21 protein-coding genes and 1 pseudogene are annotated in these 19456 nt (G+C 70.6%); 9 read left to right on the top strand and 13 right to left on the bottom strand.

Translation table 11 applies throughout. The features are described from left to right. Positions 1–17 precede the first annotated feature (17 nt). The 4 genes from ACTWP9_RS01250 to ACTWP9_RS01235 form a co-directional block, all read right to left on the bottom strand. On the bottom strand, positions 18–1445 hold the full coding sequence (locus ACTWP9_RS01250) for a HAMP domain-containing sensor histidine kinase (protein WP_443244031.1): 1428 nt from the start codon (positions 1443–1445) through the stop codon (positions 18–20). Beyond that, complete coding sequence (locus tag ACTWP9_RS01245; RefSeq protein ID WP_443244030.1) at positions 1420–2139, bottom strand: response regulator transcription factor; 720 nt, start codon at positions 2137–2139, stop codon at positions 1420–1422. The genes ACTWP9_RS01250 and ACTWP9_RS01245 overlap by 26 nt, the downstream gene beginning before the upstream one ends. Continuing rightward, the gene (locus tag ACTWP9_RS01240) at positions 2136–3887 is read right to left on the bottom strand and encodes a sulfatase family protein (RefSeq protein ID WP_443244029.1); all 1752 of its coding nucleotides are present in this window, start codon (positions 3885–3887) and stop codon (positions 2136–2138) included. The genes ACTWP9_RS01245 and ACTWP9_RS01240 overlap by 4 nt, the downstream gene beginning before the upstream one ends. Before the next feature lie 138 nt (positions 3888–4025). Next, on the bottom strand, positions 4026–4577 hold the full coding sequence (locus ACTWP9_RS01235; RefSeq protein ID WP_443244028.1) for a snapalysin family zinc-dependent metalloprotease: 552 nt from the start codon (positions 4575–4577) through the stop codon (positions 4026–4028). A 121-nt stretch (positions 4578–4698) separates the two neighbouring features. On the opposite strand from ACTWP9_RS01235, the pseudogene ACTWP9_RS01230 reads away from it, so the two are divergent. After that, positions 4699–4782, top strand: a pseudogene (locus ACTWP9_RS01230) (DUF397 domain-containing protein); the annotation flags it as partial. 63 nt (positions 4783–4845) lie between these two features. Here the strand turns inward: ACTWP9_RS01230 and ACTWP9_RS01225 are convergent. Further along, positions 4846–5076 carry a hypothetical protein gene (locus ACTWP9_RS01225; RefSeq protein WP_443244403.1) on the bottom strand — a complete coding sequence of 77 codons (231 nt, stop codon included), beginning with the start codon at positions 5074–5076 and terminating at the stop codon, positions 4846–4848. A gap of 188 nt (positions 5077–5264) precedes the next feature. Here ACTWP9_RS01225 and ACTWP9_RS01220 point away from each other — a divergent pair, with 188 nt between their 5' ends. Then, positions 5265–5486 (top strand): hypothetical protein, encoded by a 222-nt coding sequence (locus ACTWP9_RS01220; RefSeq protein WP_443244027.1) that lies wholly within the window; start codon positions 5265–5267, stop codon positions 5484–5486. 158 nt (positions 5487–5644) lie between these two features. Here ACTWP9_RS01220 and msrA read toward each other — a convergent pair whose 3' ends face one another. The 3 genes from msrA to mca all read right to left on the bottom strand — a co-directional run bounded on the left by msrA (position 5645) and on the right by mca (position 7587). Next, on the bottom strand, positions 5645–6307 hold the full coding sequence (msrA, locus tag ACTWP9_RS01215; protein ID WP_443244026.1) for a peptide-methionine (S)-S-oxide reductase MsrA: 663 nt from the start codon (positions 6305–6307) through the stop codon (positions 5645–5647). Positions 6308–6377: 70 nt separating this feature from the next. Beyond that, positions 6378–6704 carry a hypothetical protein gene (locus ACTWP9_RS01210; protein WP_443244025.1) on the bottom strand — a complete coding sequence of 109 codons (327 nt, stop codon included), beginning with the start codon at positions 6702–6704 and terminating at the stop codon, positions 6378–6380. A 4-nt stretch (positions 6705–6708) separates the two neighbouring features. Next, the gene (gene mca / locus ACTWP9_RS01205; protein ID WP_443244024.1) at positions 6709–7587 is read right to left on the bottom strand and encodes a mycothiol conjugate amidase Mca; all 879 of its coding nucleotides are present in this window, start codon (positions 7585–7587) and stop codon (positions 6709–6711) included. A gap of 178 nt (positions 7588–7765) precedes the next feature. Here mca and ACTWP9_RS01200 point away from each other — a divergent pair, with 178 nt between their 5' ends. Then, positions 7766–8197 (top strand): DUF4307 domain-containing protein, encoded by a 432-nt coding sequence (locus ACTWP9_RS01200; RefSeq protein ID WP_443244023.1) that lies wholly within the window; start codon positions 7766–7768, stop codon positions 8195–8197. Positions 8198–8381: 184 nt separating this feature from the next. After that, positions 8382–8879, top strand: coding sequence for a transcription elongation factor GreA (gene greA / locus ACTWP9_RS01195; protein ID WP_443244022.1), 498 nt, complete (start codon positions 8382–8384; stop codon positions 8877–8879). A 178-nt stretch (positions 8880–9057) separates the two neighbouring features. Here greA and ACTWP9_RS01190 read toward each other — a convergent pair whose 3' ends face one another. From ACTWP9_RS01190 to ilvA, 3 genes are all read right to left on the bottom strand, one after another. Further along, positions 9058–9918 carry an ABC transporter permease gene (locus ACTWP9_RS01190; protein ID WP_443244021.1) on the bottom strand — a complete coding sequence of 287 codons (861 nt, stop codon included), beginning with the start codon at positions 9916–9918 and terminating at the stop codon, positions 9058–9060. Next, positions 9915–10967 (bottom strand): ATP-binding cassette domain-containing protein, encoded by a 1053-nt coding sequence (locus ACTWP9_RS01185; RefSeq protein ID WP_443244020.1) that lies wholly within the window; start codon positions 10965–10967, stop codon positions 9915–9917. Before ACTWP9_RS01185 ends, ACTWP9_RS01190 begins: the two co-directional genes overlap by 4 nt. A gap of 183 nt (positions 10968–11150) precedes the next feature. Then, the gene (gene ilvA, locus ACTWP9_RS01180) at positions 11151–12398 is read right to left on the bottom strand and encodes a threonine ammonia-lyase (RefSeq protein ID WP_443244019.1); all 1248 of its coding nucleotides are present in this window, start codon (positions 12396–12398) and stop codon (positions 11151–11153) included. A gap of 230 nt (positions 12399–12628) precedes the next feature. Between ilvA and ACTWP9_RS01175 the strand changes: the two genes are divergently transcribed. From ACTWP9_RS01175 to ACTWP9_RS01165, 3 genes are all read left to right on the top strand, one after another. Continuing rightward, positions 12629–13213, top strand: coding sequence for a MarR family winged helix-turn-helix transcriptional regulator (locus ACTWP9_RS01175; RefSeq protein WP_443244018.1), 585 nt, complete (start codon positions 12629–12631; stop codon positions 13211–13213). 120 nt (positions 13214–13333) lie between these two features. After that, entirely contained in the window at positions 13334–13804 is a 471-nt protein-coding gene (locus ACTWP9_RS01170) for a sigma factor-like helix-turn-helix DNA-binding protein (RefSeq protein ID WP_443244017.1), read from the top strand. Further along, positions 13791–14045 carry a hypothetical protein gene (locus tag ACTWP9_RS01165; RefSeq protein WP_443244016.1) on the top strand — a complete coding sequence of 85 codons (255 nt, stop codon included), beginning with the start codon at positions 13791–13793 and terminating at the stop codon, positions 14043–14045. The genes ACTWP9_RS01170 and ACTWP9_RS01165 overlap by 14 nt, the downstream gene beginning before the upstream one ends. Before the next feature lie 95 nt (positions 14046–14140). Here the strand turns inward: ACTWP9_RS01165 and ACTWP9_RS01160 are convergent, their stop codons facing one another. Further along, the gene (locus ACTWP9_RS01160; protein WP_443244370.1) at positions 14141–15322 is read right to left on the bottom strand and encodes a cystathionine gamma-synthase; all 1182 of its coding nucleotides are present in this window, start codon (positions 15320–15322) and stop codon (positions 14141–14143) included. Between the two features lie 184 nt (positions 15323–15506). Between ACTWP9_RS01160 and ACTWP9_RS01155 the strand changes: the two genes are divergently transcribed. Together ACTWP9_RS01155 and ACTWP9_RS01150 are read left to right on the top strand one after the other, a co-directional pair. After that, a complete protein-coding gene (locus ACTWP9_RS01155) occupies positions 15507–16676 on the top strand; it encodes a hypothetical protein (protein ID WP_443244369.1) in 1170 nt (389 codons plus the stop codon). A gap of 62 nt (positions 16677–16738) precedes the next feature. Beyond that, the gene (locus tag ACTWP9_RS01150) at positions 16739–18763 is read left to right on the top strand and encodes a thioredoxin domain-containing protein (protein WP_443244015.1); all 2025 of its coding nucleotides are present in this window, start codon (positions 16739–16741) and stop codon (positions 18761–18763) included. A gap of 34 nt (positions 18764–18797) precedes the next feature. On the opposite strand, the gene ACTWP9_RS01145 is transcribed toward ACTWP9_RS01150, so the two are convergent. Next, positions 18798–19451 carry a TetR/AcrR family transcriptional regulator gene (locus ACTWP9_RS01145; protein WP_443244014.1) on the bottom strand — a complete coding sequence of 218 codons (654 nt, stop codon included), beginning with the start codon at positions 19449–19451 and terminating at the stop codon, positions 18798–18800. Positions 19452–19456: the final 5 nt, after the last annotated feature.

Here is a 19456-nt window from a genome sequence, read left to right as displayed (position 1 = left end):
CCCTGCTGCGCTTGGGCTCAGCCCCACAGCCGGATCGTGAAGTGGGCGCCGCCTTCCGGTGCGTGAGCGGCGGCGATCGTGCCGCCGAGCTTGTCGACGAGCTGGGCCGCCAGCGCGAGGCCGAGCCCCGTACCAACCGGTCGGTTCTCTTGGTAGCGATGGTGGAGCCTGCCCCGCTCGAAGGCCACCCGGAGATCTTCGTCCGTCAGACCGGGACCGCCGTCGCGCACGGAGAGCAGCACCTGCCCGCAGGAATCGGAGGCAGCGCCGGCGTCCGCAGCGAGCGCGACCACCAGCGGCGCATGTGGCGCGACCCGGCCCGCGTTCTCCATCAGGATGTCCAGCACCTGCCGCAGGCGTACCGGGTCGGTATGCACCCGCACGGAATGCGACGGCAGCTCGGTGCGCAGCTCGGTGCCGTTGCCTTCCAGGGACGGACGCCAAGCGGTCACTGCCGCTGCGGCCAGCGCGGTGACATCGACCTCCTCCTGTTCGACGGCGAAGTCGTCCGCCTGGAGGCGGGCCAGTGCGAGGAGATCGGTGACGAGCCGGTCGAGGCGTTTCGCCTCGGTCAGCACGGTGTGCCCGGCATCCTGCGCGGTGTCCGCGTCCGTGGACAGCACGCCGTCGGCGAGGGCTTCGGCGTAGCCGCGTATGGTCGTCAGCGGGGTACGCAGTTCGTGGGAGACGGACATCAGGAAGTCCTTCTGGCGCCGCTCACTGACCTCCAGTGCGGTGGTCAACTCGTTGAGGGCGCTGGAGAGTTCGCGTACCTCCTCCGGCTGATTCAACGGCATGCGACAGCTGCGGTCGCCCTGCCGTATGCGGTCCGCCGTCCGTGCTGCCTGCCGCAGCGGCCGGGACAGCCGCCTGGCCAGGAGCACGCCTGCGAGGGTACCCGCGGATGCGCCGACGGCCAGCGCGAGCGCCAGCCGCAGCCCGGCCGTCTCCCCGCGGGCCTCGGAAACCTGCTGCATCAGCACGACGCCGCCGGCTCTTCCGACCGGCCGGGCCTCGAAGAGCACCTCTTCGCCGTTCCGGGTGACGCTGCTGTGGACCGGCTTTCCCTGCCCGAGCCGGCGCATCGCGGACCGGGGGACCCAGCCGCGGTCGGGGGTGTGTGCGCGTACGAGGGAGATACGGATGCCGTTGCTGCGCATCAGCCGCGCCATGTGCTGCACGCGGACGGGCCGGCCGCTGCGCGCGGCGAGCATCGTCGCGGCCACGTTCGCTTGTTCACGCAGTGACTGCCGGGCGTGAGCGGTCGCGGCCTCACGTATCAGCGGCACCCCCACGGCCGCGGTGGCGAACACCGAGACGATCGCCACGAGCAGAGTGACGAGCACGGTACGGGAAGTCATCCGCCCGGCGCCGCCGGACAGCGGCCACTTGGACAACCGGCCCGCACCGGTGGCCGGTTCACTCCTCCACGCTGTATCCGACACCGCGCACCGTCCGAATCACCGCTGCTCCCCGGCCCAGCTTGGCCCGCAGCTGCGCGATGTGCACATCGACCGTCCGTGTCCCCACGTCGGAACGGTGACCCCACACCGCGGCCAGCAGATCGCTGCGCGTACAGACCCGTCCCGGCCGCTCCATCAGATGGGCGAGCAGATCGAACTCGGTGGCCGTCAGCTCCACGGGTCCGTCCTCCACAAAGACGCGGCGGCGCGGCACATCGGCCTTGACCGGGCCGACGCAGCGTATCTGCTCGGCGACGACGCCCGAGGTGCGGCGCAGCACCGCACGCACCCGAGCCACCAGCTCCCGTGGGCTGAAGGGCTTGGTGACGTAGTCGTCGGCCCCCATCTCCAGGCCGAGCAGCCGGTCCACCTCCTCGTCGCGCGCGGTGAGGAACAGCACCGGCGTCCAGTCCTGCCGGCCGCGCAGCCGCCGGCACACCTCGGTGCCCTCCATATCGGGCAGCATGATGTCGAGAATCAGCGCAACGGGGCGGTGGCGGCGCGCGGTCGCCAGCGCCGCCTCCCCGGTCGACTCCGTGATGACGGTGAAGCCGTCGCGTACCAGATAGGTGCGGACCAGCTCGGCGATGGCACGCTCGTCCTCGACGACCAGTACGAGACCGCGGTTGCGTCCGGTCAGTTGGTCCCCTCCTCTGCCGGCTGCGGCGTCGTTCATTCGGGCTCAGGCACCTTCGGGATCTCCTCCCGGCACTCCTCGCCCACACACCCTTGCAGCTTGTCCAGCCGGCGGTCGAGGAACGTACGCGCCTTTGCGTAGTCGGGATCGTTGTGGCGTGAGGTCAACTCGTGCGGGTCGGTGGCCAGGTCGTACAGCTCCCGGGCGCCCGTGACGTAGCGGATGTAGAGATAGCGGTCGGCCCGGATCGCCTCGTATGCCACGGACCGTGCCTTGCGGGGGCCCTTCCGGTTCTGCTTCCCCTGCGACGCAGCAGGGGGCGAGGCTTCCCCGTCCTGGTCGAGATCTCCGGCGCCCGCGGCCCGCCCCGCCGAGACGTCGTCGTTCGGCGGCCCGGCAGCCGGGGGCTTGCCGTGGCCCGGTCCGGCTGTCGGTGTGCGGCGGGCACCTTCCGCGATCTCCTGAAGCACCGGCCGGTCACTGCGCTTGCGGGGGTCACGCCCGTACGGCAGCAGCGAACGTCCGTCGAGCGCGAGGTCCGGGTCGGCGCCGCCGATGTCCGTGATGGTGGCGGCCAGATCTGCGTTGCTGGTGAGCTCCTTGGAGTGCTGCCCCGCGGCGATGCCGGGACCGCGCAGCAGCATCGGTACCTGTCCCGATGCTCCGTGTGGGAGGAACTTTCCCGTGGGTACGCGGTGTTCGCCGAAGAAGAATCCGTTGTCCGCGGTGAACAGTACGTAGGTGTTGTCCAGTTGGCCGGTGGACTTGAGCGTGTTCATCAGCTTCTCCACGGCCTCGTCCACGGCCAGCAGCGATTCCAGCCGCCCTCGGTAGCTCTCGGTGATGCGCTCGGTGGTCTCGCTGTCGAGCTCCGGGCGGTTCTTGAGGAACGCCGGCTTGTCCCGCATGTCGCTCTCGCTGTACGCGGGGTTCTCGGGCAGCTTCTCGTTCGCGAACTCGCCCTTGTGGCGAGGCGCCGGACGCGGGGCCGGCCCGACGGCCGGACGCTTGGCCCGCCGGGCGTCCTGCCTGTCACCGGAGTTCTCGCCCTGAGCCTTGATGTTCTCCCCGTGCGGTGCGAGGAAGGCGAGGCTCAGGAAGAACGGCTTGTCACCCTCGGCCTGGCGCTTGATGAAGTCGGCACCTTTGTCGCGGTAGACGTCTGTCTGGTAGAGCTTCGGGTCCTCCTCGTCGGGCTTCCCGTACGTGTGCACCTTGCCGTTCTCGTTGAGCTTGTAGCCCCACATCTGGTACGTGGTCGGATCCACCGAGCCCCGCCACTCGTCCCAGCCGGGCGGCACATGCTCCGGGTCCTTGCGGCCGTAGCCGTTGGGGTACTTGCCGATGTGCGAGGTCTCATAGCCGGCCTTCTGCATCCACACCGGCAGCGTCTTCTTCTCGTCGAGCTTGTCGTAGCCGCCCTGCGGGGCGCTGTTGTGCCGTACGCCGTTGTTGTGCGCGAACTGCCCGCTCAGATAGGTCGATCGCGAGGGACAGCACAGCGGCGTGGACGGGTGGTAGCGGTCGAAGGTCACGCCCTCGTCGCCCAGCAGTTTCCGGGTCCGGGACATGACTCTCATCGACTCCAGCCACTGGTCGTCGGTCATCACGACCAGCACATTGGGCCGCTTCTTCTTGCCCTGCGAGTCGTTCTGGACGAGGCACCCGGTGGCGGCCGGCAACAGCAGAAGAAGCAGGCCGAGTAGGGCGCTCCGCACGGCCATGCCCGAGAGTGGGGACCTCCCCGTCGTCCCCATCCCGGTCTTCGCGGTGCTTGTGGTCTCCATGGGGGCCAGCATCCGGAAGCAATGTTCGAGGAGTGTGAAGCCGGCGTACGGATGCGATCAGTTCTCGGCGGACAGCACCGGACGGGCAACGGTGCCCCGCACAGGGCGGGACACCGTGCCGTCTGAGGGGCGGTTCGCTCAGTCCACGTACATCCGGGGCTCGTACACCGCGGGGCCGGCGCCGGAGGCGAAGTTGTCCTCGACGGCGGCCTTTTCACTCGCATCGGGGTTGGGGTTGGTGCACTCCACCCCGGCGGAGGAGCCGGACATGAGGCTGCTGCACGGACCCGGCTTCATGTCCGGGAGACCCAGGATGTGGCCGAGTTCGTGCGCGGCTATGCGCGTGGTGTCGTAACCCTCGTCCACCGCCTGCCGCCCCATCCAGACGGTGCCGTTGCCCAGGCTGGTGGTCTGCGCGCGCGGCCAGCCGTCGTCCGCGAGTATCTCGATGTTGGCCTGGTCGCCCGACGCGGCCGGCTTCAGCTGGACGTTCTTCACGCTGTCGTTCCAGACCGCCGCGCCCTTGTCGACCGCGTCGACGAACTCCGCGGCTCCCGAGGTGTCGTACGTCAAGACGACCGCGGCGGCGGGCGTCGGGGGCGCGGCTGTGGCGGACGCCTGGGTGACGGTCCAGGACAGAGCCACCACGAGCATGGTGATCAGTGCCCGCGCTGCGCTTCTGAGTGTCACGGTGATCCTCCTGTGGGGGAAGGGTGGAATCATGCTCATGACATACATGCATTAGCGCCTCTGCCCCATCCACCCCCGTCCCAATCCCCCACTGTGCGCCAGGAGTTCGAATGCCGCCACAGTGCGCGCGCCCGCCCCCGTGCGGGGCTCGAAGAACCCGGACGTCCCCGCGCTGGTCTTCGGGGGCGCCGCATGGTCCTCGTTCATCGCCGGTCTCCACCAGGCCGAGGCCGATCGCCAGACCTCAAGATGGGGGCGGGCGCATTCGTCATGGAGCGCTGAGGGCGTCGACATCGCGTACGAAGCGGGTGAGGAGGCGAGCGAAGGCGGCCCTGCCCTCGGCGGTCCACTCGGCGGTGACCTCGGCGAAGACCCGGCGGCGGAAATCGCGGATGCGCTCCAGGCACGTCGCCGCGCGCATCGAAGCCGCCCGCGCCGTGCTGCTCAAGGGGCTGTCGCCCGAGCAGTACGCCGAAAGCGTACGGAATCCGTCCGTCATGGCGGGCAACGCCGAAGCCGCTCTGGCGGCGCTCCGGCCAGGGACGATCACAGAATCCGGCCGGTCAGGCCATGGCGGGAGGTAAGGGACCGGAGCAGAAAGCCGAGGTGGACAACGCCCATCCGATCCCGCCTTCGCTCTCCCGCCCCTGACCACTCGGGGCTCAGACAGCGCACACTGGTATCACGATGACGAATCCCCCCGCGCCTCGGCGCCATCTGCCCACAAGCCCCTTCAAAGCTCCGGCCCACCCGGTGGCCAAGCACTTCACGCTGGGAGACCGAGTCTCACATGACCGGTACGGCCTCGGCAGGATCATCGGCGTCGAGGACGGGGTCGCGATGCTCGTCGACTTCGGCTCCCACCAGGCCCGAATCGTCAACCCGTACACGGGAATGGACAAGCTCTGACGTCGTGACCCACCGTCCTGCATTCCGCGACAGGGTCGGTGGGCTGGGAGTTCTTCGCAGACTGTGCACGGCTCGAAGAACCCGTACGCCCCCGTTCACTGCCGGAGCGGGGGCGTACGGCCTGAGCCCGCCCTGTCACGGGACGGCCGCGCGGGGCGTCACTCGTTCTTCGGGGTGAGCCCGACCGGGCAGCTCACGCCCGTGCCGCCGATGCCGCAGTAGCCGCCGGGGTTCTTGTCCAGGTACTGCTGGTGGTAGCCCTCGGCGGGGTAGAAGGGGCGGCCCTCGGCGGGGAGGATCTCCGTGGTGATGTCGCCGTGCCCGGAGGCGGTGAGGACCTGCTGGTAGGCGGTCCGGGACGCGTCGGCAGCGGCGGCCTGCGCGGGGGAGTGGGTGTAGATCGCAGAGCGGTACTGGGTGCCCGTGTCGTTGCCCTGGCGGAAGCCCTGGGTCGGGTCGTGGGCCTCCCAGAAGCGCTTGAGCAGAGCTTCGTAACCGACCTCCGACGGGTCGAACACGACGCGCACGGCCTCGGTGTGGCCGGTGAGGCCCGAGCAGACCTCCTCGTACGTCGGGTTCGGGGTGGAGCCGCCCTGGTAGCCGACGAGAGTCGTCCAGACACCGTGCGTCGTCCAGAAGACGCGCTCGGCGCCCCAGAAACAGCCCATGCCGAAGTCGGCGACCTCCAGGTTCTCCGGGTACGGGCCCTGGAGCGCCGTGCCGAGCACGGTGTGCCGCTCGGGCACGGCGAACTCCGGCTCCGGGCGGCCCTTGAGGGCCTCCTCGGGAGTGGGGACGCGGTTCTTGAACCTGCCGAACATGTCGTTCTCCAGACGGACGGAGGTCGGATGCGGAGGGCCGGGAGGGAAGAGAGGGGCTCAGCCCTCCGCTTCAGCCCTTCCGCTTCGGGGCTGCCGAGGCCGTGGCCTCGGCGGACGCCCCGGCGGGTGCGTCGTCATCCGCCGCGGTCTTCTCGGAGCTGCCGCCCGCCGCGGGCTGCTCGTCCGCGGGCCGCTTGTCCGCAGACTGCTCGTCCGCGGGCTGCTCCTCGAAGTCCACGCGCTTCATGTGCTTGTTCATCGACTTCATCAGCATCCACACGGCGGCGCCGATCAACGCGAAGACGATGAAGCCGAGCACACCGGGGGTCACCTTGTTCTCGTCCAGGTCCTTGGCCAGCGGGAGGACCTGGACGAGCGTTGTCTGCGTCGGGCTCATACCGTCAATTCTCGCGGATCCCCGCGAAGAGGTCGTCCTCGGGGAGGGAGGTCTCCACGCGGGACTTCGCCAGCTCGTACTCCTCGGTCGGCCAGACCTCCCGCTGGATGTCCATCGGGACCCGGAACCAGCCGCCGTCGGGGTCGATCTGGGTGGCGTGCGCGATCAGCGCCTTGTCACGGATCTCGAAGAACTCGCCGCAGGGCACATAGGTGGTGATCTGGCGCTCCTTGATCCCCATCTGCTCCCAGCGCTCCAGCCACTCGGTGTACGGGGACTCCAGGCCGCGCTCCAGCATCGCGTTGTGCATGGCCTCGGTGCGCTGCCGGTTGAAGCCCTGGTTGTAGTAGAGCTTCTGCGGCTGCCACGCCGGGCCGAACTCCGCCTCCGGGTACTTCTCGGTGTCCGCGGAGTGCTCGAAGGCGACCATCGAGATCTTGTGGGTCATGATGTGGTCGGGGTGCGGGTAACCGCCGTTCTCGTCGTAGGTGGTGATCACCTGGGGACGGAACTCGCGGATCAGCCGCACCAGTGCGCCGGCGGCCTCGTCCACGTCCTGGAGCGCGAAACAGCCCTCCGGCAGCGGCGGCAGCGGGTCGCCCTCGGGCAGGCCGGAATCGACGAAGCCGAGCCACGCCTGCTTGACGCCCAGTATTTCCCTGGCCTCGTCCATCTCCTTCCGGCGTACCTCGTGGATGTGCTCCTCGACGTAGGTGTCGCCCTGGAGCTTCGGGTTGAGGATGGAGCCCCGCTCACCCCCCGTGCACGTCGCGACGAGCACGTCCACCCCCTCGTCGACGTACTTCGCCATGGTGGCCGCGCCCTTGCTCGACTCGTCGTCGGGGTGCGCGTGCACGGCCATCAGTCGCAGTTGCTCAGTCACAACTCAATCCTCATAAGGTCAAAGCGGCTCCGCCATCGGCCCGGCCCGCCTTCGGCGGTTCCGGGAGCGGCTTCTATAGTGACCGAATCAGCACCGTGATGTATTCCCGGTACGACCCCGCTCAGCTCCGGCCCGGCCCCCAGGGTGCGACCGGAGCGCAGGCCGAGAGGAACGGACCATGGTTGACCTGCGCCAACAGGTCCCCGAAGGGCGTTACGGGCGTACGGCGGGCCGTTCTGTGGGTCAGGACGGGAGCGCGGAGGCGCGCACCGACCGCCGTCTGAAGATCACCGGCGGTGTGCTGGGTGTGCTGATGCTCGCCCTGATCGGCTGGATCGGGGTCTCCTACGTCTCGGACCACGACGTGAGCGGCGAGTTGATCAAGTTCAAGGTCGTCTCCGACAGCGCCGTGGAAGTGCATCTGGAGGTGCGCAAGGACGCGGGCGCCGCGGGCGTGTGCACGCTGCGTACCCGGGCCGAGAACGGCAGCGAGGTCGGCCGCAAGGACGCGGAGTTCCCCTCGGGGACCTCCCGCGTCGACAAGGTGATCACGGTGCGTACGACGGCTCGCGCCACCAGCGCGGAGCTGGTGGGCTGCCAGCCGAGGTGAGCCCGGCGGCCCCGCTCACCGGCATGCCCCGCGGACCGCGCTGACCTGCGGTGGAGCGAGGGTCTTCTTCCCTTTTCCGACGGAATTGTTAAGCTCGTGGTTTCGCCCACCAGTGAAGGCGCACCCTTTCTGGTAGGGCGTTTGCTGCATCAGCTGATATCCCCAGTACCGACGAGGAGCACCTGTGACCCAGACCAGCGACAACGTCACCTGGCTGACCCAGGAGGCGTACGCCCAGCTCAAGGCCGAGCTGGAGTACCTGTCGGGTCCTGCACGCACCGAGATCTCCAAGAAGATCGAGGCGGCTCGCGAGGAGGGCGACCTCCGCGAGAACGGCGGGTACCACGCGGCCAAGGAGGAGCAGGGCAAGCAGGAGCTGCGGATCCGGCAGCTTCAGCAGCTCCTGGAGAACGCCAAGGTCGGTGAGGCTCCGGCGGACGACGGTGTGGTCGAGCCCGGCATGGTGGTCAAGATCGCCTTCGACGGTGACGAGGACGACACCATCACCTTCCTCCTGGCGTCCCGCGAATACGCCAGCTCGGACATCGAGACCTACTCCCCGCAGTCGCCCCTGGGCTCCGGCGTGATGGGCAAGAAGGTCGGCCAGGACGCCGAGTACGAGCTGCCGAACGGCAAGCTGGCCTCGGTCCGCATCCTGGAGGCCAAGCCCTACCAGGGCTGATTCCTACCGGCCCGAGCCTTGCCGGGCCGACGGCGGAACTTCCCCGGGCCCCGGCCGGGAAGCGCCCCACCTACCGACGGCGGACGGCCCGCGCAGCAGCGCGGGCCGTCCGCCGTTCGTGAGGCTCGGGGCTCGGGGCCGGGGCCGGGCTCGGGGCCGGGTCAGGGCCGGCCGGGGCTTACGCCGTCGCCGAGCGGTACTTGCGGACCGCCAGGGTGCGGAAGACCACCACGATGGCGACGGACCAGATCAGCGAGGCCAACGCCGGGTGCTGCATCGGCCAGGCGTCCGGGACCGGATAGCCGGGGGGCAGGTTGCCGAACAGCTCGCGGCAAGCGACGACCGTCGCGCTGAAGGGGTTCCACTCCGCGACGTGCTGGAGGAACGTCGGCATGTTCTGCGAGGGCACGAACGCGACGGAGATGAAGGTCAGCGGGAACAGCCAGATCAGCCCGCCGGAGGTGGCGGCCTCGGGGGTGCGTACGGAGAGCCCGATCAGTGCGCCGATCCAGGTGAACGCGTAGCCGAGCAGCAGCAGCAGTCCGAAGCCGGCGAGGGCTTCGAGGAGGCCGTCGTGCGGCGCCCAGCCGACGAGTGCCGCCACGATGGCCAGAACGACCAGCGTCAGCGCCGTCTGTACAAGGTCGGCGATGGTGCGCCCGGTCAGCACGGCGCCGCGGGTCATCGGCAGGGAGCGGAACCGGTCGACGAGGCCCTTGTGCATGTCCTCTGCGATACCGGCGCTGGCGCCCGCCGTCGCGAAGGTGACGGTCTGCGCGAAGATGCCCGCCATCAGGAACTCGCGGTAGGAGCCGGCGTTCGTGCCGGCGCCGGGCACTTTGATCGAGCCGCCGAAGACGTAACTGAACAGCACCACGAACATGATCGGCTGGATCAGTCCGAAGATGACGACCTCGGGTATGCGCACCATACGTATCAGGTTGCGCTTGGCCATCACGAGCGAGTCGGTTATCGACTGGGCGATGCCGTCGCGGCCGTCGGGGGCTGTCGGCGCCGCCGCCTGTGCTGTGGCAGTCACTTCGCGGTCTCCTCGGACTCGGGCGTGTGCTGGACGGCTTCCACCGGCTCGTCCTCGGGTGTGTTCGGACCGGCGGTCTGCGGCTCCCGCTCGGTTTCGGCGGCATGGCCCGTCAGGGAGATGAAGACGTCGTCGAGGGTGGGGCGGCGCAGGCCGATGTCGTCGATCTCGATACCGCGTGCGTCCAGCTCCCTGATGACCTCGGCCAGCAGCTTGGCGCCGCCGGTGACCGGGACGGTCAGCTTGCGGGTGTGCTGCTCGACGGTGCAGCCCTCGCACGCCGTTCCGCGCAGTGCGTGGCTGTCGAGGATCTCCCGTGCCGCGGGGATGTGCTCGCGCTCGTGGACGACGACCTCGATGCGCTCGCCGCCGGTCTGGGCCTTGAGCTGGTCGGAGGTGCCGCGGGCGATGACCTTGCCGTGGTCGACGACGGCGATGTCGTGCGCGAGCCGGTCGGCCTCCTCCAGATACTGCGTCGTCAGCAGCAGCGTCGTACCGCCGGCCACCAGTTCCTCGATGACCTCCCACAACTGCTGCCGGTTGCGCGGGTCGAGGCCCGTGGTCGGCTCGTCCATGAACATCACGGGCGGGCTGACGACCAGCGCGGCGGCCAGGTCGAGGCGGCGGCGCATGCCGCCCGAATACGTCTTGGCCGTACGGTCCGCGGCGTCGGCCAGGTTGAACCGCTCCAGCAGTTCGTTGGCCCGCTTCTTCGCGTCGCGTGCGGACATCTGGTAGAGCTGGCCGACCATTTGCAGGTTCTCGCGGCCGGTCAGATATTCGTCGACGGCGGCGAACTGGCCCGAGAGGCCGATCGAACGGCGCACCGCCGTGGGGTTCTTGAGCACGTCGACACCGGCGACGACGGCCGTGCCCGCGTCGGGCCGCAGGAGTGTGGTCAGCACTCGGACCGCGGTGGTCTTGCCCGCGCCGTTCGGCCCCAGCAGGCCGAGCACGGTGGATTCGGGGACGTCGAGATCGACGCCGTCCAGAGCCCTCACCTCGCCGAAGGTCTTCACCAGACCCTCGGCGTAAATGGCACCTGGCATGGATGGACTCCCAGAGTGTGGAGCGTGAAGCTCTACGAAGATGCTAGATCTGCCGGACAATTCCGGCATGTACGGATGCACCACGAGGCTTGAGCCCCGTCGCACAGCAGTATGAAGTGACGCGATGTATCGCGTCAAGCAATACGCGATAGTCCGCGTCCGGCATCGGGTACCCCGCGCCCGTCAGCTCATGACCGTGTAACCCGCCGCGCGCAGCCCGGAGGCGACCTCGACGCAGTGTTCCGGCCCCTTCGTCTCCAGATGCAGCTCCACTTCCACCTCGTCCAGGCCGAGCCGCGGATCGGTCCGCACATGGCTCACGTCCAGCACGTTGGCGTCCATCACCGACAGCTCCCCCAGCAGCGCAGCCAGCGCTCCCGGCCGGTCCGAGAGGCGCAGCCGCAGCGACAGATAGCGCCCCGCTGCCGCCATGCCGTGCCGCAGCGTCCGCTGCATGACCAGGGGGTCGACGTTCCCGCCCGAGAGCACCGCGGCGACCGGGCCCTCGAAGCTGTGCGGCGCCGAGAGCACTGCCGCCACCGAGCTCGCCCCGGCGGGCTCCACGACCAGCTTGGCCCGCTCCAGGCAGAGCAACAGGGCGCTGGAGAGGGCGTCTTCGGAGACCGTACGGATGTCGTCGACCAGGGTGCGGATGATCTCGAACGGCACGTCCCCGGGCTTGCCGACCTTGATGCCGTCCGCCATCGTCGAGACCGACTCCAGCGCCACCGGGCGCCCGGCCCGCAGCGACGGCGGATACGCGGCCGACCCCTCGGCCTGCACCCCGATCAGCCGCACGTCCGGGCGCAGCGACTTGATGGCCACCGCCATCCCGGCGAGCAGTCCGCCGCCGCCGACGCCCACCACGACGGTCCGCACCTCGGGGCACTGTTCCAGCAGCTCCAGGCCCAGCGTGCCCTGGCCCGCCACCACATGCGGGTGGTCGAAGGGGTGGATGAGGACGGCGCCGGTGGCGTGCGCGTACTCCTTGGCGGCCTCCAGCGTCTCGTCCACGACCTGGCCGTGCATCCGCACCCGGGCCCCGTACTCGCGGGTGGCCGCGACCTTCGGCAGCGGCGCTCCCACCGGCATGAAGACCGTGGAGGTCACCCCGAGCAGGGAGGCCGCCAGCGCGACGCCCTGCGCGTGGTTGCCCGCGCTCGCGGCGACCACGCCGCGCCGCCGCTCCTCGGGCGAGAGCCCGGCGATCCGTACGTAGGCGCCGCGCAGCTTGAACGACCCGGTGCGCTGGAGGTTCTCGCACTTGAGGTGGACGGGCGAACCGACCAGCGCGGAGAGGTGCCGGCTGCCCTCGATGGCCGTCGTACGGGCGACCCCGGCGAGGGTCTTCTGGGCGAGGCGTACATCGTCCAGCGAGACGGGGAGTTCGCGGTGCTGGGAGGGGGCGGAGGGGGTTGCACTGGTGACCATTCCGCCAGTCTGGCAGCCGGTGAACGGGCGGGCAGGCGGACGGGGCGCGGGCGGAAGGGCAGGCGGGCGGGGGTGGTCCACGTCACTGGTTTGTGCACTGGAGGTACGTCCTCGGTCCGCTCCGCGTACTCTGTGGCCACCACCTCAGGTCGACGCACCCAATAGACCACCCCAAAACTGTCAAAACTCCACAAAAAATCCCGCAGACCGACGAAGTGAGCGCACCTGCCATGCCCACGCACCCGGACATGACGACAGACACCCCCGACGCGCCGGACAACGAACCCGCGGTGCCTGCCGACGACGGTGCCACCGCCTCAGCCGCCCCCGACGCCGCTTCCGGAACCGCTGTGCTGGACGCCATGCAGCACCAGCTGGCCGTGTACGCGCGCCGCGCGGAGCAGACCCGGCTCGGCGGGCTCGGTCAGGCCCGCAACTCCATGGACCGCGCCGCCTACCTCCTGCTCAACCGCCTCGACCAGGAGGGTCCGATGGGCGTCAAGGCGCTCGCCGCAGGTATGGGCATCGACTCCTCGACGGTGACCCGGCAGGTCGCACCGCTGGTCGAGTCCGGCCTGGTCAAGCGGACCTCGCACCCCGAGGACGGGCGCGCCGTCGTCCTCCAGCTCTCGCCGCGCGGTCAGGCGCGGCTGGAGGAGGTGCGCTCCTCGCGCCGCAACCTGATGCAACTCATCACCAAGGACTGGACGGACGAGGAACGCGGGACGTTCTGCCAGCTGCTGACCCGCTTCAACAAGTCGATGCTCGAACTGAACCCGAGCAGTCTCGCGCAGCCCCCCACGCCCGGCTCCTGACCGGACCGTCTCCTGGCGAGACGGTTTGTGACACGTTCTGCTTCCGGGGGACCGAGTCCCTGACGCGCCTCTTGATTTGATCTGTCCGCCTGCCGTCCTATAGGCGGCACGGGAGGCGGCGTGCGAGAGCGTCATGCACGGCAGGAGCGCCTCCGCGCCCGGGAGTTCGAGGCGTTCGTCGCGGGCGCGGGTGGCCGGCTGCTGCATGCCGCCACGCTGCTGACCGCCGAGCCCCCCGGCGCTGCGCCCGAGGCGGAGCGGCTGCTGGTGTGGGCGCTCGCGCGGACGCGTGCCGACTGGGGGCGGCTGCGCGGCGAGGACCCCTACGACCGCACCCGGCTGACGCTGGCGGCCCGCTTCGCCCACACCGGCTGGCGCCACCGCCGCCCGCGGGGCGGACTGCTGGGGGTGCTGACCCCGCAGGAGCGGCTGGTGCTGGTGCTGCGGCTGTACGAGGGCGTTGCCGAGGAACAGGTCGCCGCGGGGCTCGGCCTCCCGGTCGAGCGGGTGCGCGCGCTGCACACCCGCGCCATGGCGACGGTACTCAGCCGTCCCCGTGCGGGCGCGGAGGCCGCGCATGAGCCTGCCTGACCGCAAGGAGGTCGAGGTGCGGCGCCTGCTGGCGCAGCGCACCGCCGAACCCGTGCCCCCCGATCTCGCGGAGCGGGCCCTCGCGGACGGGGCCCGCCTGCTGCGGCGGCGCCGGATACTGCTCACGGCGCTGTGGGCAGGGGTCTTGGCGGGGCTGCTGGCGCTCGGCATCTGGTCCCTCACCACCCACCCCTGGTCGGAGCCGCCCCCGACGACGACGTCACCTGCGGTGGGCTGGTGAGCGGCGAGGGGGGCCGATCCGGCAAAGCGACCCGGGAAGATCGGGAAGGTCCCGGGGGATCCGGGAAAAAGGTCCCGGGAGATCTGGGAAAGGGGTCAGTCCAGCGCCTGGGTCAGGTCCGCCAGCAGGTCGTCCGCCGACTCGATGCCCACCGAGAGGCGGACCAGATCGGCCGGCACCTCCAGCGCGGAGCCCGCCACCGAGGCGTGGGTCATCCGGCCCGGGTGCTCGATCAGGGACTCGACACCACCGAGTGACTCACCCAGTGTGAACAGCTGCGCACGGTCGCAGACCCGTACGGCAGCCTCCTCGCCGCCCGTGACCCGGAAGGACACCATCCCGCCGAAGCCCCGCATCTGCTTGGCGGCGATCTCGTGCCCGGGGTGGGTGGGCAGCCCGGGGTAGAAGACCTCGGTGACCTTCGGGTGCGCGGTCAGCAGCTGCACCACGCGGGCCGCGTTCTCCCCGTGCCGGTCCATCCGGACGCCCAGCGTCTTGATGCCGCGCATCACCAGCCAGGAGTCGAACGGCCCGGCGATACTGCCCATCGCGTTCTGGTGGAAGGCCAGTTCGTCGCCGAGCGCGGGGTCGGTGACGACCAGCGCGCCGCCCACCACGTCGGAGTGGCCGCCCATGTACTTCGTCGTCGAGTGCACGGCGACATCGGCGCCGAGCGCGAGCGGCTGCTGGAGATAGGGGCTGGCGAAGGTGTTGTCGACGACGAGCCGCGCACCCGCCTCGTGCGCCACCTGCGCGACCGCCGCGATGTCGGTGATGCCCAGCAGCGGGTTGGAGGGAGTCTCCACCCAGACGGCCTTGGTGCGCTCGCGCAGTTCGGCCCGTACGGCGGCCGGGTCGGAGGAGTCGGCAACCGACCACTGCACGCCCCACCGCTCGGCGACCCGCGCGAAGAGCCGGAAGGTGCCCCCGTACGCGTCGTCGGGGATGACCACGTGGTCGCCGGGGGTGAGCAGCGTGCGCAGCAGGCAGTCCTCGGCGGCCAGCCCCGAGGCGAAGGCCAGCCCGCGCCTGCCGCCCTCCAGCGCCGCCAGGTTCTCCTCCAGCGCGGTGCGGGTGGGATTCGCGGAGCGGCTGTACTCGTAGCCGCCGCGCAGCCCGCCGACGCCGTCCTGCTTGTAGGTGGAGACCTGGTGGATGGGCGGTACGACCGCCCCCGTGCATTCGTCGGCGGCCTGCCCCGCATGGATGGCGAGGGTCTCGAAGCCTTGCTGTGTCTGCTGCGGGGATCCCGGGGTGCTGTCCGCCCCGCTGCCCATGCCATTGTCGCGCTGCTCACTCATGGGGGCGAGACTAGTGGGCCGTACGGTGGAGTGGGGCGCGCAGCAAGCTTCGCCCTCGTACGGCCCCGACCCAGCATCCCCGGGGGCACCTCCCAGCGGCAGCTGGGGGACTGTGGCCGGGAGGTGCGCCCAGCCCGTGACAGCGTGGAGATCCGACGCCATGGAAGCCCTGCTTTTCCTGATCGCACTCGTCGCCATCTTCGGTGTGGCCGTCTATCCGGCGATGCGCCGCAGGCGGCTGCAGCAGGACGGTGCGAGAGGGCTGACCCAGGCGCTCGACCCGACGGCCGGGTACGGCTTCGTCCCCTCCGACCAGCTCGACGTACGGCTGCCCGGACCGGACCGGGAGCTGGTCGAGGCGCTGGAGGAGGCCCAGCGCACCCAGGACTGGCAGCCGGTGGCACGGCTGCTGGCCTTCACCGGCGACGAGTACGAGCTGCGCTGGCAGCGGGTGCAGTCCCTGGCGGGCGCCGCGGCGATGGAGCTGGCGCGCTCCCGGGCGCACAGCGCCACCGCGGGCGCGGACGGGCCGCCCGACGTGGTGTCCTTCAGCAAGGACCAGCAGGCCGCGCAGGTACGGGACGCGCGGTGGCTGCGCGAATGGCGCGCCGAGCAGCCGCGCGACCACGGGGGCGCGCAGGTGTACGCACAGTTCCTGGTCTTCCAGGCGCTGACGGACTCCGGCTCCGGCGACCACCGCATCATCCTGGAAGAGGCCCGCAAGGTCGCGCACGACGCCGCGAAGCTCGCGCCCGCCGACCCGACGCCGTACATCACCGAGCTGTTCATCGCCCGCCACCTGAGCTATCGCGAGGCCGACTTCGAGTCGCTGTGGGACACCGTCCGCCGGCTGGCACCCGACCACATGGGAGCCCACCTCGCGGCGCTGCCCTACCGGTCGGCGAAGGGGATGGGCTCCAAGGAGCAGGCCGACACCTTCGCCCGCACCGCCGCAGCCCAGGCCCCCGAGGGCTCGCTGCTGGCCGCACTGCCGCTGTTCGCGGCCTACGACCACCTGCCCGAGGTGAACATGGTCCGCGGCCTCTACCAGAGCGAGGAGATCAGCAAGGCCATCGAGGCCGCCGAGTACGCCGTCGACCAGGTCGAGGACGACCACCCGGTACGCCCCCACGTCCTGCACCTGCTCGTCTGGTTCCTCGTCCGCGCCGAACGCTACGGCGAGGCCATGGAAGCCCTCGCCGCCGTCGACGGCCACGTCGGCGCCGTCCCCTGGGTCGACGAGGGCGACCCCGCCGCCTCCTACACCGCCTACCGCGCCCTCGCGGTCGCCGGCTGGGAAGCCACCGGCGGCGACCGCACCCCGCACTGAGGCACGCCGCCCACTTCTTTGCGGAGTCGGCGGCTGTCGGGGCCGTGCGTCACCATGGCGGTATGGCGAATCGACTCGCGGAGGAAACCTCTCCGTATCTGCTCCAGCACGCGGAGAACCCCGTCGAATGGTGGCCCTGGGGGGAGGGGGCGTTCGAGGAGGCCCGGCGGCGCGGGGTTCCGGTGCTGCTCAGCGTGGGGTATGCGAGCTGCCACTGGTGCCATGTGATGGCGCACGAGAGCTTCGAGGACGAGGCGACGGCGCGGCTGATGAACGAGAGCTTCGTCAGCGTGAAAGTGGACCGCGAGGAGCGGCCGGATGTGGACGCCGTCTACATGGAGGCCGTGCAGGCGGCTACCGGGCAGGGCGGCTGGCCGATGACGGTGTTTCTGACGCCGCAGGCCGAGCCGTTCTACTTCGGGACGTATTTTCCGCCCGAGCCCCGGCACGGCATGCCGTCCTTCCGGCAGATCCTGGAGGGCGTACGGACCGCGTGGCAGGACCGGCGCGAGGAGGTGGCCGACGTCGCCTCCCGGATCAGCGCCGATCTGGCCGGGCGCAGCATCCGGCTGGGCGCGCCGCAGATCCCCGGTGCCGAGGAGATGGGCGCCGCGCTGCTCGGGCTGACCAAGGACTTCGATGCCCGGCGGGGCGGGTTCGGCGGCGCACCGAAGTTCCCGCCGTCGATGGTGCTGGAGTTCCTGCTGCGGCACCACGCCCGCACCGGCTCCGAGGGCGCGCTGCAGATGGTCGAGGCGACATGCGAGGCGATGGCCAGGGGCGGCATCTACGACCAGCTCGGAGGCGGGTTCGCCCGCTACTCCGTGGACGCGGAGTGGGTCGTTCCGCACTTCGAGAAGATGCTGTACGACAATGCGCTGCTGTGCCGCGTCTACGCGCATCTGTGGCGTACTACGGGGGCGGAGCGGGCCCGCCGCGTCGCCCTGGAGACGGCGGACTTCCTGGTCCGTGAACTGGGCACCGCCGAGGGCGGCTTCGCCTCCGCGCTGGACGCCGACAGCGACGACGGGCACGGCGGCCATGCCGAGGGCGCCTACTACGTGTGGACCCCGGCGCAGCTGGCCGAGGTGCTGGGCGAGGCCGACGCGCAGCTGGCCGCCGAGTGCTTCCACGTCACCGAGGAGGGCACCTTCGAGGGCGGTGCCTCGGTGCTGCAGCTCCCGGACCGCGAGTCTCCGCTGACGGACGCCACCCGCTTCGAGTCCGTACGGCGCAGGCTGTTCGAGGCGCGTGCCGGGCGGCCCCGGCCCGAGCGCGACGACAAGGTCGTCACCGCCTGGAACGGCCTGGCCGTCGCCGCACTCGCCGAGACCGGCGCCTACTTCGAACGGCCCGATCTGGTCGAGGCCGCCGTGGGCGCCGCGCGGCTGCTCGCCGAGGTGCACACCCTCGATGAGGGGCGGCGACTGGTGCGCACCTCCCGCAACGGTGTGCGGGGCGGCAGCGCGGGCGTGCTGGAGGACTACGCCGACACGGCGGAGGGCTGGCTGACGCTCTACGCGGTGACCGGCGAAGCGGAGTGGCTCAACCGCGCGGGCCTGCTGCTGGACACCGTGCTGGAACGGTTCGCCGGTGAGGACGGCACGCTGTACGACACGGCCGACGACGCCGAACAGCTGATCCGGCGCCCCCAGGACCCCACCGACAACGCGGTGCCTTCCGGGTGGAACGCCGCCGCCGGTGCGCTGCTCACATACGGCGCCTACACGGGGGACCACCGGTACCGGGAGGCCGCCGAGCGGGCCCTCGGTGTCGTCCGCGAACTGGCCTCACGGGCGCCCCGGTTCATCGGCTGGGGGCTCGCCGTCGGCGAGGCGCTGCTGGACGGGCCGCGTGAGGTCGCCGTGGTGGGCGAGGAGGGCGTCGGCGCACTGCACCGGACCGCCCTGCTGTCCGGCGCACCCGGCGCGGTGATCGCCGTGGGCGCGCCGGGTACGTCCGGCGTTCCGCTGCTGCGGGACCGGGGGCTGGTGGACGGACGGCCGGCGGCGTACGTATGCCGGGGATTCGTCTGCGCGGCGCCGGTGACGGACGCGGAGGCGCTGGAGGCGGCCTTGCGGGAGTGAGGTACGCCCCGGGTTCGCGCCGCCGCGCGAGGCCCTACAGCGTCAGGCCGCGTTCCAGTACGGCCAGCGCGCGTGTCACCAGGGCGTGCAGGTCCTCCAGCGTGCCCGTCATGCCGGTGTCCACCCAGGAGTACATGGCCTCCGTCAGGGCCCCGAGCATGGCGCCGGTCACGATCCGCAGTTCGAGGTCGTCCTCGGAGCGGCCGGTGCGCTCGGCAAGGGCGCGCCGCAGCAGCCAGGCCGTCTCGGCGGACTGCTCGCTCATCCGGCCGCGCAGTGCGGGCACTTCCCGGATGAGGCGGATGCGCTGGAGGGTCTCGGCGGCGTCGGCCTGGTAGATACGGGCCATCGAGGCGTACAGCGCCTCGCGCAGCGCGGCGATCGGCGGCTCGCCCGGCGGTCGCTCCCGCAGCGCCTGCTCGATCAGCGGGTCGTACTCGTCGGTCAGCACGATGTCTTCCTTGGTGGGGAAGTAGCGGAAGACCGTGCTGGGGGAGACCTCCGCCTCTTCGGCGATCTGGTCGACGGGCGTGGCGTCGTACCCCTGTTCCTCGAAGAGGCGGTAGGCGGACCGCCGGATGGCCTGGCGGGTCTGGATCTTCTTGCGTTCACGCAGGCTCGGCTTGGCCGGGGGAAGCTCTGCGTTCGCGTCGGTGTCGTCGGCGGAATCTGTACGTGCGGGGGCCATGGATC

The organism is Streptomyces sp. 3N207, assembly GCF_052246355.1.
Taxonomy (GTDB): domain Bacteria; phylum Actinomycetota; class Actinomycetes; order Streptomycetales; family Streptomycetaceae; genus Streptomyces.
Note: the sequence above shows the minus strand (reverse complement) of the source record. Positions and strands in the feature narration are given on the sequence as shown.

What these genes read in the sequence shown, in the direction of transcription:
- ACTWP9_RS01200 (WP_443244023.1), top strand. Translation starts at nt 7,766, where the DNA reads ATGGTTGACCTGCGCCAACAGGTCCCCGAAGGGCGTTACGGGCGTACG.
- ACTWP9_RS01145 (WP_443244014.1), bottom strand. Translation starts at nt 19,451, where the DNA reads ATGGCCCCCGCACGTACAGATTCCGCCGACGACACCGACGCGAACGCA.
- msrA (WP_443244026.1), bottom strand. Translation starts at nt 6,307, where the DNA reads ATGTTCGGCAGGTTCAAGAACCGCGTCCCCACTCCCGAGGAGGCCCTC.
- ACTWP9_RS01150 (WP_443244015.1), top strand. Translation starts at nt 16,739, where the DNA reads ATGGCGAATCGACTCGCGGAGGAAACCTCTCCGTATCTGCTCCAGCAC.
- ACTWP9_RS01220 (WP_443244027.1), top strand. Translation starts at nt 5,265, where the DNA reads ATGACGAATCCCCCCGCGCCTCGGCGCCATCTGCCCACAAGCCCCTTC.
- ACTWP9_RS01245 (WP_443244030.1), bottom strand. Translation starts at nt 2,139, where the DNA reads ATGAACGACGCCGCAGCCGGCAGAGGAGGGGACCAACTGACCGGACGC.
- ACTWP9_RS01165 (WP_443244016.1), top strand. Translation starts at nt 13,791, where the DNA reads ATGAGCCTGCCTGACCGCAAGGAGGTCGAGGTGCGGCGCCTGCTGGCG.
- ACTWP9_RS01210 (WP_443244025.1), bottom strand. Translation starts at nt 6,704, where the DNA reads ATGAGCCCGACGCAGACAACGCTCGTCCAGGTCCTCCCGCTGGCCAAG.
- ilvA (WP_443244019.1), bottom strand. Translation starts at nt 12,398, where the DNA reads ATGGTCACCAGTGCAACCCCCTCCGCCCCCTCCCAGCACCGCGAACTC.
- ACTWP9_RS01160 (WP_443244370.1), bottom strand. Translation starts at nt 15,322, where the DNA reads ATGGGCAGCGGGGCGGACAGCACCCCGGGATCCCCGCAGCAGACACAG.
- ACTWP9_RS01155 (WP_443244369.1), top strand. Translation starts at nt 15,507, where the DNA reads ATGGAAGCCCTGCTTTTCCTGATCGCACTCGTCGCCATCTTCGGTGTG.
- ACTWP9_RS01185 (WP_443244020.1), bottom strand. Translation starts at nt 10,967, where the DNA reads ATGCCAGGTGCCATTTACGCCGAGGGTCTGGTGAAGACCTTCGGCGAG.
- ACTWP9_RS01175 (WP_443244018.1), top strand. Translation starts at nt 12,629, where the DNA reads ATGCCCACGCACCCGGACATGACGACAGACACCCCCGACGCGCCGGAC.
- ACTWP9_RS01240 (WP_443244029.1), bottom strand. Translation starts at nt 3,887, where the DNA reads ATGGAGACCACAAGCACCGCGAAGACCGGGATGGGGACGACGGGGAGG.
- ACTWP9_RS01225 (WP_443244403.1), bottom strand. Translation starts at nt 5,076, where the DNA reads ATGACGGACGGATTCCGTACGCTTTCGGCGTACTGCTCGGGCGACAGC.